11 protein-coding genes are annotated in these 15,065 nt (G+C 67.6%); 7 read left to right on the top strand and 4 right to left on the bottom strand.

Annotated features, from left to right (window positions below):
- Window positions 1–98 precede the first annotated feature (98 nt).
- The 6 genes from BMY06_RS03820 (at window position 99) to BMY06_RS03845 (ending at window position 9,023) form a co-directional block, all read left to right on the top strand.
- Entirely contained in the window at window positions 99–1,580 is a 1,482-nt protein-coding gene (locus tag BMY06_RS03820) for a mannose-1-phosphate guanylyltransferase/mannose-6-phosphate isomerase (protein ID WP_074981754.1), read from the top strand.
- Between the two features lie 31 nt (window positions 1,581–1,611).
- Window positions 1,612–3,000 carry an undecaprenyl-phosphate glucose phosphotransferase gene (locus BMY06_RS03825; RefSeq protein WP_074981756.1) on the top strand — a complete coding sequence of 463 codons (1,389 nt, stop codon included), beginning with the start codon at window positions 1,612–1,614 and terminating at the stop codon, window positions 2,998–3,000.
- Window positions 3,001–3,108: 108 nt separating this feature from the next.
- A complete protein-coding gene (locus tag BMY06_RS03830; RefSeq protein ID WP_074981576.1) occupies window positions 3,109–5,334 on the top strand; it encodes a polysaccharide biosynthesis tyrosine autokinase in 2,226 nt (741 codons plus the stop codon).
- 77 nt (window positions 5,335–5,411) lie between these two features.
- Window positions 5,412–6,530, top strand: coding sequence for a GDP-mannose 4,6-dehydratase (gene gmd / locus BMY06_RS03835; protein WP_065065078.1), 1,119 nt, complete (start codon window positions 5,412–5,414; stop codon window positions 6,528–6,530).
- Window positions 6,531–6,535: 5 nt separating this feature from the next.
- On the top strand, window positions 6,536–7,495 hold the full coding sequence (locus BMY06_RS03840; RefSeq protein WP_065065077.1) for a GDP-L-fucose synthase family protein: 960 nt from the start codon (window positions 6,536–6,538) through the stop codon (window positions 7,493–7,495).
- A gap of 184 nt (window positions 7,496–7,679) precedes the next feature.
- Entirely contained in the window at window positions 7,680–9,023 is a 1,344-nt protein-coding gene (locus tag BMY06_RS03845; protein ID WP_065065076.1) for a glycosyltransferase WbuB, read from the top strand.
- A gap of 80 nt (window positions 9,024–9,103) precedes the next feature.
- Here BMY06_RS03845 and BMY06_RS03850 read toward each other — a convergent pair whose 3' ends face one another.
- A complete protein-coding gene (locus tag BMY06_RS03850; protein ID WP_124263321.1) occupies window positions 9,104–9,802 on the bottom strand; it encodes a hypothetical protein in 699 nt (232 codons plus the stop codon).
- 175 nt (window positions 9,803–9,977) lie between these two features.
- On the opposite strand from BMY06_RS03850, the gene BMY06_RS03855 reads away from it, so the two are divergent.
- Window positions 9,978–10,658, top strand: coding sequence for a DapH/DapD/GlmU-related protein (locus BMY06_RS03855; protein WP_231957755.1), 681 nt, complete (start codon window positions 9,978–9,980; stop codon window positions 10,656–10,658).
- A 97-nt stretch (window positions 10,659–10,755) separates the two neighbouring features.
- On the opposite strand, the gene BMY06_RS03860 is transcribed toward BMY06_RS03855, so the two are convergent.
- From BMY06_RS03860 to BMY06_RS03870, 3 genes are all read right to left on the bottom strand, one after another.
- A complete protein-coding gene (locus BMY06_RS03860; RefSeq protein ID WP_231957754.1) occupies window positions 10,756–12,060 on the bottom strand; it encodes a polysaccharide biosynthesis/export family protein in 1,305 nt (434 codons plus the stop codon).
- 164 nt (window positions 12,061–12,224) lie between these two features.
- The gene (locus BMY06_RS03865; protein WP_173816771.1) at window positions 12,225–13,463 is read right to left on the bottom strand and encodes a glycosyltransferase; all 1,239 of its coding nucleotides are present in this window, start codon (window positions 13,461–13,463) and stop codon (window positions 12,225–12,227) included.
- Window positions 13,460–14,881 (bottom strand): sulfite exporter TauE/SafE family protein, encoded by a 1,422-nt coding sequence (locus BMY06_RS03870; protein WP_065065073.1) that lies wholly within the window; start codon window positions 14,879–14,881, stop codon window positions 13,460–13,462. The genes BMY06_RS03865 and BMY06_RS03870 overlap by 4 nt, the downstream gene beginning before the upstream one ends.
- Between the last annotated feature and the right edge of the window lie 184 nt (window positions 14,882–15,065).

Below are 15,065 nucleotides of genomic sequence, written 5' to 3' on the forward strand. Positions count from 1 at the left end.
TGCAAAGATCAGGGATTCAGCAGGCCACGGTTCAAGCTCCCTTGCCGCCGATGCAGCCGATGTCGTCGCCGCCGGTTTCGTCGACGGCCGATACGCCGATGTCGCAAGCGTCGCGCTCGGAGGACACCGCGTGCACGCGCATCGTGCCCGTCGTGCTGGCCGGCGGTTCGGGCACGCGCTTGTGGCCGATGTCGCGCGAACACTTTCCGAAACAGTTGATCGGCGTGGTCGGCAGCGACACGCTGCTGCAGGCCACCGTGCATCGTCTCGACGGCTTCGCGCCCGAATGGCAGGTCGCGGGCGCACCGATCGTGGTGTGCGGCGAGGCGCATCGATTCGTGATCTCCGATCAGTTGCACGCGTGCGGCATGGATGCGCGGCTCGTCGTCGAGCCCGCGCGTCGCGACACTGCGCCCGCGCTCACGCTCGGCGCCGCGCTCGCGAGCGCCAACGGCGACGATGCGATTCTCGTCGTGATGCCGTCCGATCACGCGATCGCCGACGTCAAGGCCTTGCAGCGCGCGCTCGAATGCGCCGCGCGCCACGCGCAGCGCGGCGCCATCGTCACGCTCGGCGTGCCGCCGCGTTCGCCGGAAACGGGCTTCGGCTACATCCGCATCGGCGAGGCGCTCGAAGCGGGCGCGCATCGAATCGACGGCTTCGTCGAAAAGCCCGCGCCGGAACTCGCCACGCAATACGTGGCGCAAGGCGGCTACTGGTGGAACAGCGGCATCTTCGTGATGCGCGCGAGCGTGTGGCTCGAAGCGCTGCGCGCGTTGCAGCCTGACATGCACGCGGCGTGTCTCGCGTCCTTCGTCGGCGGCCAGCAGGATGGCGACGTGTTCCGTCCGTCCGCGCAAGCCTTCGCGGGCACGCCGGCCGACTCGATCGACTATGCGGTGATGGAGCGTCTGTCCGGCAGCAACGGCTGGGCGCCCGAAGGCGTGGTGGTCGCGCTCGACGCGGGCTGGTCCGACCTCGGTTCGTGGGACGCCGTGTGGGCCGCGATGGACAAGGACGAAGCGGGCAACGTGGGCCGCGGGCGCGTGATCTTCGAAGGCGCCGTGGCGAGCTACGCGCATTCGGAAGGGCGGCTCGTGGCGTGCGTGGGCACGACCAATCTCGTGGTGGTCGAAACCGCCGACGCGGTGCTCGTGGTCGACCGCTCGAAAGTGCAGGACGTGAAGGGGCTCGTCGCGCGCATCAAGGCGCAGCACGCGCCCGAAGCCGACGCGCACCGCAAGGTGCAGCGCCCGTGGGGCTTCTACGACTCGATCGATCATGGCGAGCGCTTTCAGGTCAAGCGCATCGTCGTGACGCCGGGCGCGCGGCTCTCGCTGCAACTGCATCATCATCGCGCCGAACACTGGACGGTCGTGCGCGGCACCGCGCTCGTCACGCGTGGTGAGGAATCCTTTTTGTTGAGCGAAAACGAATCGACCTACATTCCGCTGGGCACGCGCCATCGGCTCGAGAATCCCGGCAAGGTGCCGCTCGAGATCATCGAGGTGCAGTCCGGCGCGTATCTGGGCGAAGACGACATCGTCCGTTTCGACGACACTTACGGACGCTGCAATTGAGCGGCCCGGCACGATCGGCAAGGTGACCGACATGCGCGAGCTTCAAAATCTGATGGCGAGAGTGCTGGACGTGACGGCGGTGTTCGTCGGCGCGAGCGTGGCGGCGCAGATCCGTTTCGACGATCTCGCGCCGCGCGGCATGAACGAGGCGTTTGTGTTGCTGGCGGCGGCGTTCGCGCTCGTGATCTTTCCGGCGTTCGAACTGTATCAGTCGTGGCGCGGCCGCTCGAAGGCGCTGATGGCGGGCCAGGTGGCGCTCGCGTGGATCGTCGTGCAGGGCTGCGCGCTGATCGCCATGTACTCGACCATGCATCACGTCGATGCGGTGTCGCGGCTGTGGTTCGCGTACTGGACCGCGGTGGCGGCCGGGCTGCTTATCGCGTGGCGCGTGATCGCGCATGGCGTGCTCTCGCACGTGCGGCGCGCGGGCATGAATCTGCATCAGGTGGCGATTGCGGGATCGGCGGCGCAATGCGACGAGATCGTGCGGCGCATCGATTCGGAACCCGGCTCGGGCTTTCGCGCCACGGCGCTCTACAACACCGTGCCCGACACGCCGCCGCGCAACGGCACCGGCGCCGCCTTGTGCGACACCATCGAGGGCTTCGCGCAGTTCATCCGCGAGCACGACGTGCATGAATTGTGGCTCGCACTCTCGCTCGCCGAGGAGCGCACGGTGGTGCGTCTCGTCACCGAGTTTCGCAACGATCTCGTGAACATCCGCTTCATTCCGGATGTGCGTTCGCTCGCGCTGTTCGACACCAGCAGCGTGATCGAACTGCTCGGCGTGCCCGCGATCAATCTGGTGGCCTCGCCGCTGCCCGCGAGCGCGCAGTTCAAGAAGGCCGTGTTCGACCGCGTGTTCGCAACGTGCGCGCTCGTGAGCCTGATGCCGGTGCTGTTCGGCATTGCGCTGGCGGTGAAGATTTCGTCGCCGGGACCGGTGCTGTTCAAGCAGCGGCGCAAAGGCGCGGACGGGCGCGTGTTCACGATCTACAAGTTCCGCACGATGCGCGTGCACAGCGAGGCGGCCGGCACGCTCAGCCAGGCCACGCGCGGCGACCGCCGCGTGACGCGCGTGGGCGCGTTCCTGCGCCGCACGAGTCTCGACGAACTGCCGCAGTTCTACAACGTGCTGCGCGGCGACATGTCGGTGGTCGGCCCGCGTCCGCACGCGCTCGAACACGACGATCTCTACCAGCGCGTGGTGACGGGCTACATCCACCGTTACCGCATCAAGCCCGGCATCACCGGCTGGGCGCAGGTCAACGGCTTTCGCGGCGAAACCGACCGGCTCGAAAAAATGGAGCTGCGCGTGGCGCACGATCTCTACTACCTGGGCCACTGGTCGTTCTGGCTCGACATGCGCATCATCGCGGCGACGATTGCGCACGGACTGTTCAGCCCGAACGCGTATTGAGCGCTCGGGCCCTGGAGCCGCGCGGTCCGGTCCCCGCGCGGCTCCCGCATGCAACGCACGCGGACGACGTGCGGCGCATGGGCTTCACCGGATCTCGGGAGACGGAAGATGGCGATGAACTATGTTGACGGCGGCTACGCCGTGAGCACCGAAGAGCGGTATCTGGGCGACTACCTGCAAACGATCGTCGCGAACTGGCGCACCATCGTGGTCGTGACGATCGCCGTCACGCTGCTGGGCGCGGCTTACGCGTTTCTCGCGACGCCCACGTATCGCGCCGACGTGATGTTCCATCTCGTCGACAAGACGGACAGCAGCAAGAAAGATCCGGGCCTGCCGCCGATCAACGGCATGTTCGACGAAAAGACTTCGGCCAACGGCGAGATCGAGATGCTGAAGTCGCGGCTCGTCACGCAGGAAACCGTGAACCGGCTGCATCTGGACATCGCGGCGCGGCCGCGCGAAATGCCCGTGCTCGGCGGTATGCTGGCGGGCTTGGAGAACGGCAGTTGGGGCATCCGGCTGCCGTCGTTCCTGCGCTCGAATAATTACGCGTGGGGACGCGGCGCGATCGCGGTGTCGCGCTTCGACACGCCCGACGCGCTCTACGATCAGGACTTCACGCTGATCGCGGGCGAGGACGGCGCGTACGTGCTGCGCGACGCCGAAGGCGCGGCGCTGCTGCAGGGCCGCGTGGGCGAGGACGTGACGGCCAACACGGCCGACGGTCCGATCTCGCTGCACGTCGACAGCCTGAGCGGCCCCGCGGGCACGCCGTTCACGCTCACGCGCGCCTCCACGCTCACCACCGTCGAGCGCCTGCAACGCGCGCTCGACGTGTCCGAAGTGGGGCTGCAGTCGGGCGTGATCCGCGCGAGCCTCGAAGGCCACAACAGCAAGCTCACGGCCGACATCCTCAACAACATGGCGCGCGAGTTCATCCGCCAGGACGTGCAGAGCCGCTCGGCCGAAGCCGAGCATATGCTCGCGTTCCTCGACGAACAGTTGCCGCAACTGCGCAAGCAGCTCGACGACGCCGAGCAGAAGTACAACAACTTCCGCAACCAGCACGGCACCGTCGATCTCGGCGAGGAAAGCCGTCTGCTGCTTCAGCAGGTCGTGGACAACAAGACGCGCCTCGAAGATCTGCAACAGCAACGCGCCGAACTCGCGCAGCGCTTCACCGAGCATCATCCGGCCGTGGCCGCGCTCGATGCGCAGATCGCCGCGCTCGCCAGCTCGCAGGCCACGCTGCAAGGCAAGGTGAAGAGTCTGCCCGATACCGAACAGGCGGCCGTGCGTCTGCTGCGCGACGTGCACGTGAATACCGAGCTCTACACGAACCTGCTGAACAGCGCGCAGCAATTGCGCGTGGCGAAGGCGGGTCAGGTCGGCGACGTGCGCGTGGTCGACTTCGCGGAAGCGCCCGACGATCCCGTGCGTCCGAAGCGTCTGCTCGTGATCGTGCTGTCGATCGGCGCGGGCATCGTGCTGGGCATCCTGATCGCCTTCATGCGCAAGTCGCTGTACGGCGGCGTGGAGCGCCCCGACGAACTCGAAGCGGCGCTTGGCGTGCCGGTCTTCGCGGTGGTGCCGCGCAGCCACAAGCAGCTGCGTCTGCAACATCACGTCGCGACGCGCCGGCGCGGCCTGCACGTGCTTGCGCAGCAGTCGCCGCAGGACATCGCGGTCGAAGGCGTGCGCAGCCTGCGCACCACGCTGCAACTGTCGCTGAACGAGGCGAGCAACAACATCGTGATGCTCACCGGCTCGCGGCCCGACATCGGCAAATCGTTCCTCTCGGTCAATCTCGCGGCGCTGGTCGCGTCGGTGAACAAGCGCGTGTTGATCGTCGACGGCGACATGCGGCGCGGCGACGTGCACTCGCACTTCGGCATCGCGCATCAGCCCGGCCTTTCCGATGTGCTGCTCGGCGCCGACCTGAACGCGGCGATCCAGCGCGAAGTGCTGCCGGGTCTCGACGTGCTCGCAAAAGGCTCGCTGCACGCGCATCCGTCCGAGCTGCTGATGAGCGCGCGTTTCGAAAGGCTGCTCGAAGAACTGAAGTCGAAGTACGACCTCGTGATCGTCGATACGCCGCCGGTGCTCGCGGTGACCGACTCGACAGTGATCGGGCGTTATGCGGGCACGACGCTCCTCGCGATCCGGCACGGCCGCCATCCGCTCTCCGAACTGGAAGAGACGGCCAAGCGGCTGCGCAACGGCGGCGTGAATCTGTGCGGCGTGCTGCTCACGGACGTGCCGCAGACGGGCGCATTCGTCGGCGGCGGCTATCGCGGCGGCTACTACGGTTACGAAAGCATCGCAGGGTAAGTGAGCGGCGCCTCGGCCCGCATGCGGGCGGCCGGCGCGCCGAACAATCCATTTCGCTTTGACGCGAGGAGAGAACGATGGCTCGGAAGGTTGCGTTGATCACCGGCATCACCGGTCAGGACGGGTCGTATCTGGCAGAACTGCTGTTGAGCAAGGGCTACGAGGTGCATGGCATCAAGCGCCGCTCGTCGCTGTTCAACACCGATCGGATCGATCATCTGTATCGCGACGTGCACGACCCGGAGCAGGGCATTCAACTGCATCACGGCGAACTCACCGATTCGACGGCGCTCCTGCGCGTGATCCAGCGCGTCGCGCCCGACGAGATCTACAACCTCGCGGCGCAAAGCCATGTGGCGGTGTCGTTCGAGGAACCCGAGTACACGGCGAACGCCGACGGCCTCGGCACGCTGCGCATTCTCGAAGCGATCCGCATTCTCGGCCTCACGCAGAAGACGCGTTTCTATCAGGCCTCGACCTCGGAACTCTACGGGCTCGTGCAGGAAGTGCCGCAGCGCGAGACCACGCCGTTCTATCCGCGCAGCCCGTATGCGGTTGCGAAGCTGTTCGCATACTGGACCACGGTGAACTATCGCGAAGCGCACGGCATCTACGCGTGCAACGGCATTCTGTTCAACCACGAGTCGCCGCAGCGCGGCGAGACGTTCGTCACGCGCAAGATCACGCGTGCGATCGCGCGTATCGCGGTCGGCCTGCAAAAAGAGCTGTATCTGGGCAATCTCTCGGCGATGCGCGACTGGGGCCATGCGCGCGATTACGTCGATATGCAATGGCGCATGCTCCAGCAGGATCATCCGGAAGATTTCGTGATCGCGACCGGCGTGCAGTACAGCGTGCGCGACTTCGTGCGCACGGCGGCGGAAGAACTCGGCGTGACGGTGCGTTTCGAAGGCAATGGCGTCGATGAAGTGGGCATCGTCGAGCACGTGGAAGGACGCGAGACGCGCCTCGAACCGGGCAATGTGATCGTGCGCGTCGATCCGCGTTATTTCCGGCCGACCGAAGTGGAGACGCTGCTCGGCGACGCCACCAAGGCGCAGGAAAAGCTCGGCTGGCGTCCAACCACGTCGTTCCATTCGCTCGTCAAGGAAATGGTGCGCTCCGACTACCAGATCGCGCGGCGCGACGCGCTCGTCACGCTCGCGGGCTTCCGCGCGCTCGAACATCACGAGTGACGGGCATGGACACGAACTCCCGCATCTTCGTGGCCGGCCATCGCGGCATGGTGGGTTCGGCGCTGGTGCGCGCGTTGCAGGCGCGCGGCTACCGCAACCTCGTTACGCGCACGCGCGCGGAACTCGACCTCACCGATCAGTCGGCCGTCGACGCGTTCTTCGACACCGCGCAGATCGACGCGGTGCTGCTCGCGGCCGCGAAAGTCGGCGGCATTCTCGCGAACTCGACGCAGCCCGCGCAATTCGCCTACGACAATCTCGCGATCGAAACCAACGTGATTCGCGCGGCGTATCAAACGGGCGTGGAGCGGCTGGTGTTCTTCGGCTCGTCGTGCATCTATCCGCGCGAATGCCCGCAGCCGATCCGCGAAACCTATCTGCTCACGTCGCCGCTCGAACCGACCAACGAGGCCTACGCGATCGCGAAGATCGCGGGCCTCAAGCTTTGCGAGGCGTACAACCGCCAGTACGGCACGCACTACGTCTCGCTGATGCCGACCAATCTGTACGGCCCCAACGACAACTACGACCTCGGCAGCAGCCACGTGCTGCCCGCGCTGATCCGCAAGGCGCACGAGGCGCGCGCATCCGGCGCGGCGTCGCTGACCGTGTGGGGCTCGGGCACGCCGCGGCGCGAGTTCCTGCACGTCGACGACCTCGCGGACGCGACGATCTTCGTGCTCGAACACGAGACCGGCGACGGCGTCTACAACGTGGGCGTCGGCGAGGATCTGTCGATTCGCGAACTGGCCGAGCGCGTCTGCGAGACGGTGGGCTTCGAGGGCGAACTGGTGTTCGACACCAGCAAGCCCGACGGCACGCCGCGCAAGCTGCTCGACGTGTCGCGCCTCGGCGGACTCGGCTGGCGCGCGCATATCGGGCTCGAAGAAGGGCTCGCGCGCACCTACGGCGATTTTCTGCATACGCACGGCGCGCCGGTGCTCGAAGCGCACGCGCAAGCCTGACCGGGATTCGGTTGTTGTTGGCGGCGGGCGTCCTGTGCGGACCGGCGAATGGCGCCCGCTTTTTTTTCCGGTCCGTCCTCGCGTCGCACGGGTACGCCGGCGCGCGCTGTTTGCAATCGATACATCGCGACGCAACGCGCAACATCGCGAACATCGCGACAGAACACGAACCAGGCACGAGCCGATGAGAATCCTGATCTACGGACTGAACTTCGCGCCCGAAGTCGCGGGCGTGGGCAAGTACACGGCCGAGATGGTCGACCAGCTCGTGGCGCGCGGCCACGACGTGCGCGTGGTCTGCGCGCCGCCGTATTACCCGCAATGGCGCGTGCAGGACGGCTATCGCGCGTGGCGCTACCGGCGCGAAAGCTGGCACGGCGTGCCGGTGTCGCGCGCGCCGCTGTGGGTGCCGTCGAAGCCGGGCGGACTCAAGCGCATCGTGCATCTGGCGAGCTTCGCGCTGATGTCGCTGCCGGTGCTCGTGCGCGAGGCGCGCTGGCGTCCGCAGGCGGCGATGCTGATCGCGCCGACGCTCTTTTGCGCGCCCGGTCTGCTCACGGTGGCGCGCTTGATCGGCGCGAAAACCTGGCTGCATATTCAGGATTTCGAAGTCGATGCCGCGTTCGATCTCGGGCTGCTGCAAGGCGGCGCGGGCTCGCGCGTCGCCAATCTCGCGCGCGCGTTCGAGCGCGCGGTGCTGCGCCGCTTCGACGTGGTGTCGTCGATTTCGCCGCGCATGGTCGAGCGCGCCGTCGACAAGGGCGTGGAGCCCGCGCGCGCCGTGTCGCTGCCGAACTGGGTCGACACGCACGCGATCTTTCCGCTGCCGCAGCCGAGCGTCTATCGCGCGAAGCTCGGCATTCCGCTCGATCACACGGTCGTGCTGTACTCGGGCAGCATGGGCGCGAAGCAGGGCATCGAGATTCTCGCGGATGTCGCGGCGGCGCTCGCGGCGCGGCCCGACATCAGCTTCGTGTTCTGCGGCGACGGCGCGGGCAAAGCCGATCTCGAAGCGCGCTGCGCACCGCTGCCGAACTGCCACGTGCTGCCCTTGCAGCCGACGGCGATGCTCAACGAACTGCTCAACGTCGCCGACATTCACGTGCTGCCGCAGCGTAACGATGCCGCCGATCTCGTGATGCCGTCGAAGCTGACCGGCATGCTCGCGAGCGGGCGCGCGGTGGTGGCGATGGCGCGGCCCGGCACGAGTCTCGCGGATGTGGTGGCGGAAACGGGCATCGTCGTGCCGCCGGAAGACGGCGCGGCGCTCGCATCGGCCATCGTCGCGCTGGCCGCCGATCCGGCGCGGCGCGCGACGCTCGGGCAGGCCGCGCGGCATTACGCGCAGCGCATGCTGTCGCCGCACGCGATCATCGGCGCGCTGGAAGCGCGGCTGGCGGGACTCGTCGGCGCGATCGTGGGCGAGGAAGCGGTGGTGGCGGCGCAGGCGTCGGCACAGGCCTCGGCGCAGGAGCGGGCCGAGGCGAAGGGCGCGGCGCTGAGCGAGGTCGAGCATCGCGACGCGTGAGTGTGCAGTGGCGTTTGCGCCGATTAAGCAGGATGCCGCTGCCATTCAGAAGCGGGTTCGAAGTATCGCGACGCCGCGCCTCACCACGGCGAGCGATAGAGCTGCGCGGCGGCCGCGCGCTGCGATCCGTACGGATTGCCGTAGATCTTCGCGCTCGGCGAAGTCGTGCTCGCGCCCCAGTCGTAGGCGCCCCACGCGCCGCCTTGGGCGCTCGATGCCGCGTCGGGCGACGCGGCGCGCGCGAGGCGGCTGTGCGTGCTGCTACGGCTGCCGCTTGCGCCGTTCAGCGCGCTCGCGCCGCGTGCGCGGCTCGATGCGCCCGCGCGCGTTCCGCCGCTGCCGCCTGCTGCCGGACTGCCCGTCGTATAGAAGTCGGTCGGGCTCACGATGCGCATGCGCGACTCGCTCATCAAGGCTTTCTCCTGCGCGCCGGGCGACGAACCGTCGCTGCTATACGCGCCGCCGCCGCTGTACGGATTGTGCGAGGCGGTCGGGCTGCCGAGCAGACGTTGCGCGTCGGCGCGCGTGCGGCGCGCGGCGGAGGTCAGGGTGTCGTCGGAGTCGCTGTGCCGGCCGTTCGCCGATGCCGATGCCCCGGACGCGGCATCGTCCTGTGCACGCGTCGGCGACGGCCAGGCGGCGAGCGCCGCGCAGAGGGCGAGCAGCGTCGTTGTCCGGGCGGCGAACGCCACCGGCGAACGCACCGCGCCGCGCCTCGCCGACGCGGCATGCGATGAAATCGGCGGAATCGGTGGGCCCGGTCGGCGAAGCGTGGTCATGAGCATGGTTCCCGCGCGCCGCGAACGGTGCGGCGCCATGCTTGCATGGTGCCTGCGCGGCTTCGCGTCGCTGCGCCAAAACCCCGGCCATCTCGGCCACGCGTGCGAGGCGCGCCGGTCGTCGCCGGATAATGGAGCCGTCACCCGCACAGACCCGAACGGGCGAGGAGCGCTCATGGCTGATCTGGTCGAAGGACTCGCCGCGCGGCACGATGCGGGCGGCGCGATGCACGCAGCAGGCGGGGCGGCGCCGCCGTTGCGCGCGCAGGAAGCGTCCGCCACGTCCACCACGTTTGCCACGCCCGCCGATCTGCCCGTGATCGACCTGAGCCGCGCGGGCAAGGGCAACTATGTCGCGCGGCGCGGCAAGCTCGTGCAGGCCGCGTGGTACGTCGTTGAGACCTGCGTGCTCGACAACCGGCTGCTGCCGTTCTCGGCGCTGCGCGTGGGTCTGCTGCGGCTGTTCGGCGCGAAGATCGGACAGGGCTGCCGGCTCGTGCATCCGATGCGCGTGAAGGCGCCGTGGAATCTCGAACTGGGCGACAACTGCTGGATCGGCGTCGACGTCTGGCTCTACAACCAGGCGCCGATCCGCGTCGGCTCGAACGTGTGTCTCTCGCAGGGCGCGTTTCTGAGCGCGGGCTCGCACGACATGCGCACGAACATGGACCTGCGCGTCGCGCCCATCGTGATCGAGGACGGCGTGTGGGTGTCGTCGAAATGCGTCGTGCAGATGGGCGTGACCATCGGGCGCTCGGCGGTCGTCACGCCGCTGTCGGTCGTGCACCGCTCGCTGGAGGCGGGCGGCGTGTACGGCGGCAATCCGTGCCGGTTCATCCGCCGGCGGTTCGAGTGATCGAGTGATCGTGAAATACAGAACGGGCCCTTGAAACAGGGCCCGTTTTACATGCAGCGCGCGGTGCTACGCGCGCTCGCTCAACACCACGCGCCGATCAATACCCGTACCCGACCGCGCGTCCCGCCGAGGCCGCCTGCGTGCTCGGCAGGATCAGGTTGACCACGCGGCTCCACTTCACGAGCGAAGAGGCGTCGACGAAGATCACGTCGCTCGGGTTCAGTTCGAACTCGTCGGCGGTGGCCATGGATTCGGGCGATGAAGCATCGAGGTGATACACGGTGCGATGGCCTTCCTTCTGCCCGCGCACGACGTAGACCTGCGAGGCGTCGCCGGAACCCTGGCTGATGCCGCCCGCGTTGCCGAGCGCTTCGTTCAGCGTGAGGCGGCCGTTGTCGAGCGGAATGCTGCCCGGATGCCCGACTTCGCCCAGCACGTAGACCTTGCTGTCGTTCTCCGAAAACACGCGGATCAGGTCGCCGTTCTGCAGGATGATGTTGTCGGGATTCACGCCCTTCTTGATCATGTCGGGAATGTTCACCAGCACCGTCTTCTTGCCGCGCGTCACGCTCACGCGCGAGCGGTCGCCCGCTGCCGTGAAGCCGCCCGCGCGGTTGATCGCCTCGGGCAGCGACATCGTCATGTCGTTGAGCACCATCAGGCCCGGCGTGCGCACTTCGCCGTCCACGTAGACGCGGCGGCTGCGATACGCCTCGATGCGCAGCGTCACCTGCGGATTGTGCAGATAGTACGAGAGCTTGCTGGCCACGAGATTGCGCGCGTCGAGTTCGGTCAGCCCGGCCACGTGGATCGGCCCGACGTACGCGACCTGGATCGTGCCCGACGAATCGACCGTATAGCCCGACACCACCTGGCTCGTGCTCTGATCCTGCTGCCCGTTGCTGCTGGACGAGGTGGTCGGCAGATTCATTTCGGGGTGATCCCAGACGACGATGGAGAGCACGTCGCCGGGACCGAGCGTGTAGGGCTTGGGCGTGCCGAACAGCGACTCGACGTCGTTGGGCACGACGGTGGGCCGCGCGGCGTGTTCCTTCGCGATCAGCGCGGGGTTGATCTCGACGAGCGCGTTAGGCGGCGGCGCGTCGTTGTTCGCGCCGCCCGATTGCGCCGCCTGGGTGGCGGCCTTTGCCTGCGTGACGCTCGACGGCGCCGTCATGCCCGGCGAGAACGCGCAGCCCGCGACCAGCGAAACGAGTGCCGCGAGTGCCGCCGCCGCGCCCAGCGCGCCGCGCGATCCACGTGTTGCGCGCCGCCCGGCGCGTGCTTGTTGTTCTGTGTGTGCGTCTGCTTGTGCGTTCATGTTGGCGTTGATGTGTGTGTCTGCGAGTGCCGCTGCGTCGGCGCTCGTCACGCTCGAACCACCCGGTATGCTGTGTGACATGGCTTGTCCCCTCAGTTCAGGAATCGCTCACCCCCGGCCGGCGCGCAACGCCATCGCGTGCTGCGCCGCTCCGTCGCCATGCGGCCTGACTGCGCCGCGTGTGATTGTTCAATCGTTATCTGTGTGATCTGCCGTGTTGTACCCGGCCTGTTTGCAATACGGACTCAGTTGCGCAACGTGGCCGTCGCTTCCGGCTGCTCGGCGGCATCGACGTGCAGCGCGCGCGGCGAGCGCGCACGCGCGGCGGCATGCGACGGATGCTCGTGCAGCAGCGCGAGCAGCGAGCGCACCATGCCGCTCATCGCATAGCGCGTCTCGAAGGTGCGCTGCGCCTGCGCGCGCATCACGCCGCGCTGTTGCTCGTCGAGACCGCGCCAGGCCGACAGCAGTCCGGCCGTGCCCGCGACCGTATCGGGCGCGACGAAGCCCGCGCCGTCCGATTCGATGTCGCGCCACACGTTGACCTTGTCCGACACCAGCACGGGCAGCCCGCACGCGAGCGCCTCGGCCACGGACACGCCGAAATTCTCCTGATGCGAGGGCAGCACGAACACATCGCTCGCATGGAACGCGCCCCACTTGAGATTGCCTTGCAGCATGCCGGGCCAGCTGATGCGATGCGCGATGCCGTGGGTCTGCGCGATTGCCTGCAACGCGGGCTGCCAGTCGTTCTTGTCGGGGCCGGCCATCAGCAGATGGGCGTCGGGCGTCGCGCGCGCGTGTTCGGCGAACGCGTGCACCAGCAGATCGCAACCTTTCTTCGGATGCAGACGGCCGAGAAACAGCACGATGCGCTTGTTCTGCAGATGCGGGTGCGCGCGCAGGAATTCCTCGCGCAGCGTGCCGGCGTCGAGCGCGGGCGGATGGGTGCCGAACGGCACGACGCGCTCGTTGGCGCGATACAGCCAGAACGATTCGCGCGCGAGCAGGCGCTCTTCCTCGGTCGTGAAGATCACGGCGGCGGCGTCGCGCAGCACACGGTATTCGGCCCACGGCCAATAGGCCCATTTCTTCAGATGCTTGAGCGGATAGGTGATGCGGAACCACGGATCGAGCATGCCGTGCGCGTAAACGTAGTAGGGCAGACGCGTCGAACGCAGCGCGCGCCACGCGCCGTAGCCGTGGTATTGCCAGAGACCGTGAACGATCGCGGCGTCGAAGCGCGTGGCGTTCTCGCGCAGCCAGGACGCGTAAGCCGGGCAGTAACCATAATGGCCGCGCGCCGGACCGAGCGCGTGAAGCGGCAGCGGAAAATCGCGCACATAGGGCGCGTCGATCGGATCGAGCGAGGCGACTTCGATGCGATGACCGAGGGCCGCCATCGCAAGGCCGCTCTGGCGCACGCCTTCGATGGGACCGCCCGAACGTGGATCGACGGTGGACACGAGGTGCAGGATTTTCATCGGGGCTCCGGAGTCGCGTAGGGAGTGAGCGGCGCCGGCGCGGGCGCCGGGGGACGAAAGGCGGGCTCGGTGCGTTCGTGCCTGCGCGGGCGTTGCGGGGGATGCGAGTACGGGTCGGCCTGCGCGCGGCGGCGCTGCACGTCGATGCGGTAATGAAGCTGCGAATACAGCGCGACGACGAGACCGAGCGCGACGCCATACATCAGGCCCGAGAAACGCGGCCCGAGCGGATTGCCGCCGATCGACGCGCCCGGCAGCGCGGCCAGCATCAGGATCGCCATGCTGAACGGCATCAGCAGCGGCTCGCGCGGCGCGATGCGATGCCAGCGCCGGAACGCGAAACCGGCCGCGACGAGCGCGGCGAGCACCGCGATCGGCATGCACGCGCCGAACACGACGCCTTCCGCGTAGAGCTGATAGACCCAGAAGTTGTGGCCCGCGACCCAGTCGCTGGTGTCGAAGTAGTCGGCCTTGCTGAAGGTCTCGCGCACGTAGGGGAAATAGATCGGCGAGTAGCGGTAGACGTGGCCGTAGCCCTTGCCGAACAGCAGCGTTTCCGCCGACGCCGTCACCTGATCGTACTGATCGCGGATTTCGGCGATGCGCGTGATGGTGGTCGGGTCGCGGTCCGAGTCGGAGTTCTGCGCCGCGAAGATGCGCTGCGACCAGTGATTCGTGATCGACGGGAACAGCCACGCGGTGCCCACCGCGATCGCCACCACGCACAGCAGCGCCGCGCCGGTGCGCACGGCCGATTTGATCAGATGACCGATCGACGGCGCGGCGAGCCACGCGGCGAACATGGTGAGCAGCACGGTCGCGAGCAGCAGGCTGCGCGTGACGCTCAGCAGCTCGACCACGAGCGTGGCGAGGAACACGAGCACCATCCACACCGAGAAGCGCCGCGCGACGATGAACTGATGCAGCAGCATCGCCTGCAACGCGAGCATGGTCGGCGAGACGATGCGAAAGCGGATATCGGACAGCGGCCCGCCCACGGCGAACATGCCGAACAGGAACGTGAAGACGAGGCCCAGCACGTTCGCGTAGTAGAGCGCGTTCTGTATCTGCGCGATGCGCACCGGATGCCATGGGCGGCACATCGCGAAGTAGCCGAGCGCGAACAGCAGGAACGGCAGGATCACGCGCAGATAGTTGCCGACCGGATTGTGCTGGAGCAGTTGCGCGACGAGACTGCCGCCGAGACTCAGCGCGAGCATGACTGTCACGAACGAGCGCAGGCGCGACTCGCGCGTGAAGCGCGGGCCGATCATCATCAGGATGGCGGCGGCGGCCAGCGCGGGAAACACCGCCAGCCATTGCGCGCCGTGGCCGAACTGCGAGTCGGGCGCCTTGTAGTCGAAGGCGAGCGGCACGAAGCACAGCCAGATCCAGAGGACCGCATGTTTGTTGCGCATCGGCGTTCCTCCCGGTGCGGTGCGTGGTTGCGCAGGCGGCCGACGCCGCATGCGGAGTTTCGCCCCAATATAAAACGCAGCGAACGCGTTGCCATGACGCTGGCGCGAAGGGACAGAATTGTGGCGGCTGAAAAAAAAATGATCGATCTGTCACCGTGCGTCTGGCCGAGAACGCCGGGAAGTT

The sequence above is a fragment of the Paraburkholderia tropica genome (genome assembly GCF_900109265.1).
Classification (GTDB): Bacteria; Pseudomonadota; Gammaproteobacteria; order Burkholderiales; family Burkholderiaceae; genus Paraburkholderia; species Paraburkholderia tropica.

What these genes read in the sequence shown, in the direction of transcription:
- BMY06_RS03860 (WP_231957754.1), bottom strand. Translation starts at nt 12,060, where the DNA reads ATGTCACACAGCATACCGGGTGGTTCGAGCGTGACGAGCGCCGACGCA.
- BMY06_RS03870 (WP_065065073.1), bottom strand. Translation starts at nt 14,881, where the DNA reads ATGCGCAACAAACATGCGGTCCTCTGGATCTGGCTGTGCTTCGTGCCG.
- gmd (WP_065065078.1), top strand. Translation starts at nt 5,412, where the DNA reads ATGGCTCGGAAGGTTGCGTTGATCACCGGCATCACCGGTCAGGACGGG.
- BMY06_RS03840 (WP_065065077.1), top strand. Translation starts at nt 6,536, where the DNA reads ATGGACACGAACTCCCGCATCTTCGTGGCCGGCCATCGCGGCATGGTG.
- BMY06_RS03820 (WP_074981754.1), top strand. Translation starts at nt 99, where the DNA reads ATGTCGCAAGCGTCGCGCTCGGAGGACACCGCGTGCACGCGCATCGTG.
- BMY06_RS03850 (WP_124263321.1), bottom strand. Translation starts at nt 9,802, where the DNA reads ATGACCACGCTTCGCCGACCGGGCCCACCGATTCCGCCGATTTCATCG.
- BMY06_RS03830 (WP_074981576.1), top strand. Translation starts at nt 3,109, where the DNA reads ATGGCGATGAACTATGTTGACGGCGGCTACGCCGTGAGCACCGAAGAG.
- BMY06_RS03825 (WP_074981756.1), top strand. Translation starts at nt 1,612, where the DNA reads ATGCGCGAGCTTCAAAATCTGATGGCGAGAGTGCTGGACGTGACGGCG.
- BMY06_RS03855 (WP_231957755.1), top strand. Translation starts at nt 9,978, where the DNA reads ATGGCTGATCTGGTCGAAGGACTCGCCGCGCGGCACGATGCGGGCGGC.
- BMY06_RS03865 (WP_173816771.1), bottom strand. Translation starts at nt 13,463, where the DNA reads ATGAAAATCCTGCACCTCGTGTCCACCGTCGATCCACGTTCGGGCGGT.
- BMY06_RS03845 (WP_065065076.1), top strand. Translation starts at nt 7,680, where the DNA reads ATGAGAATCCTGATCTACGGACTGAACTTCGCGCCCGAAGTCGCGGGC.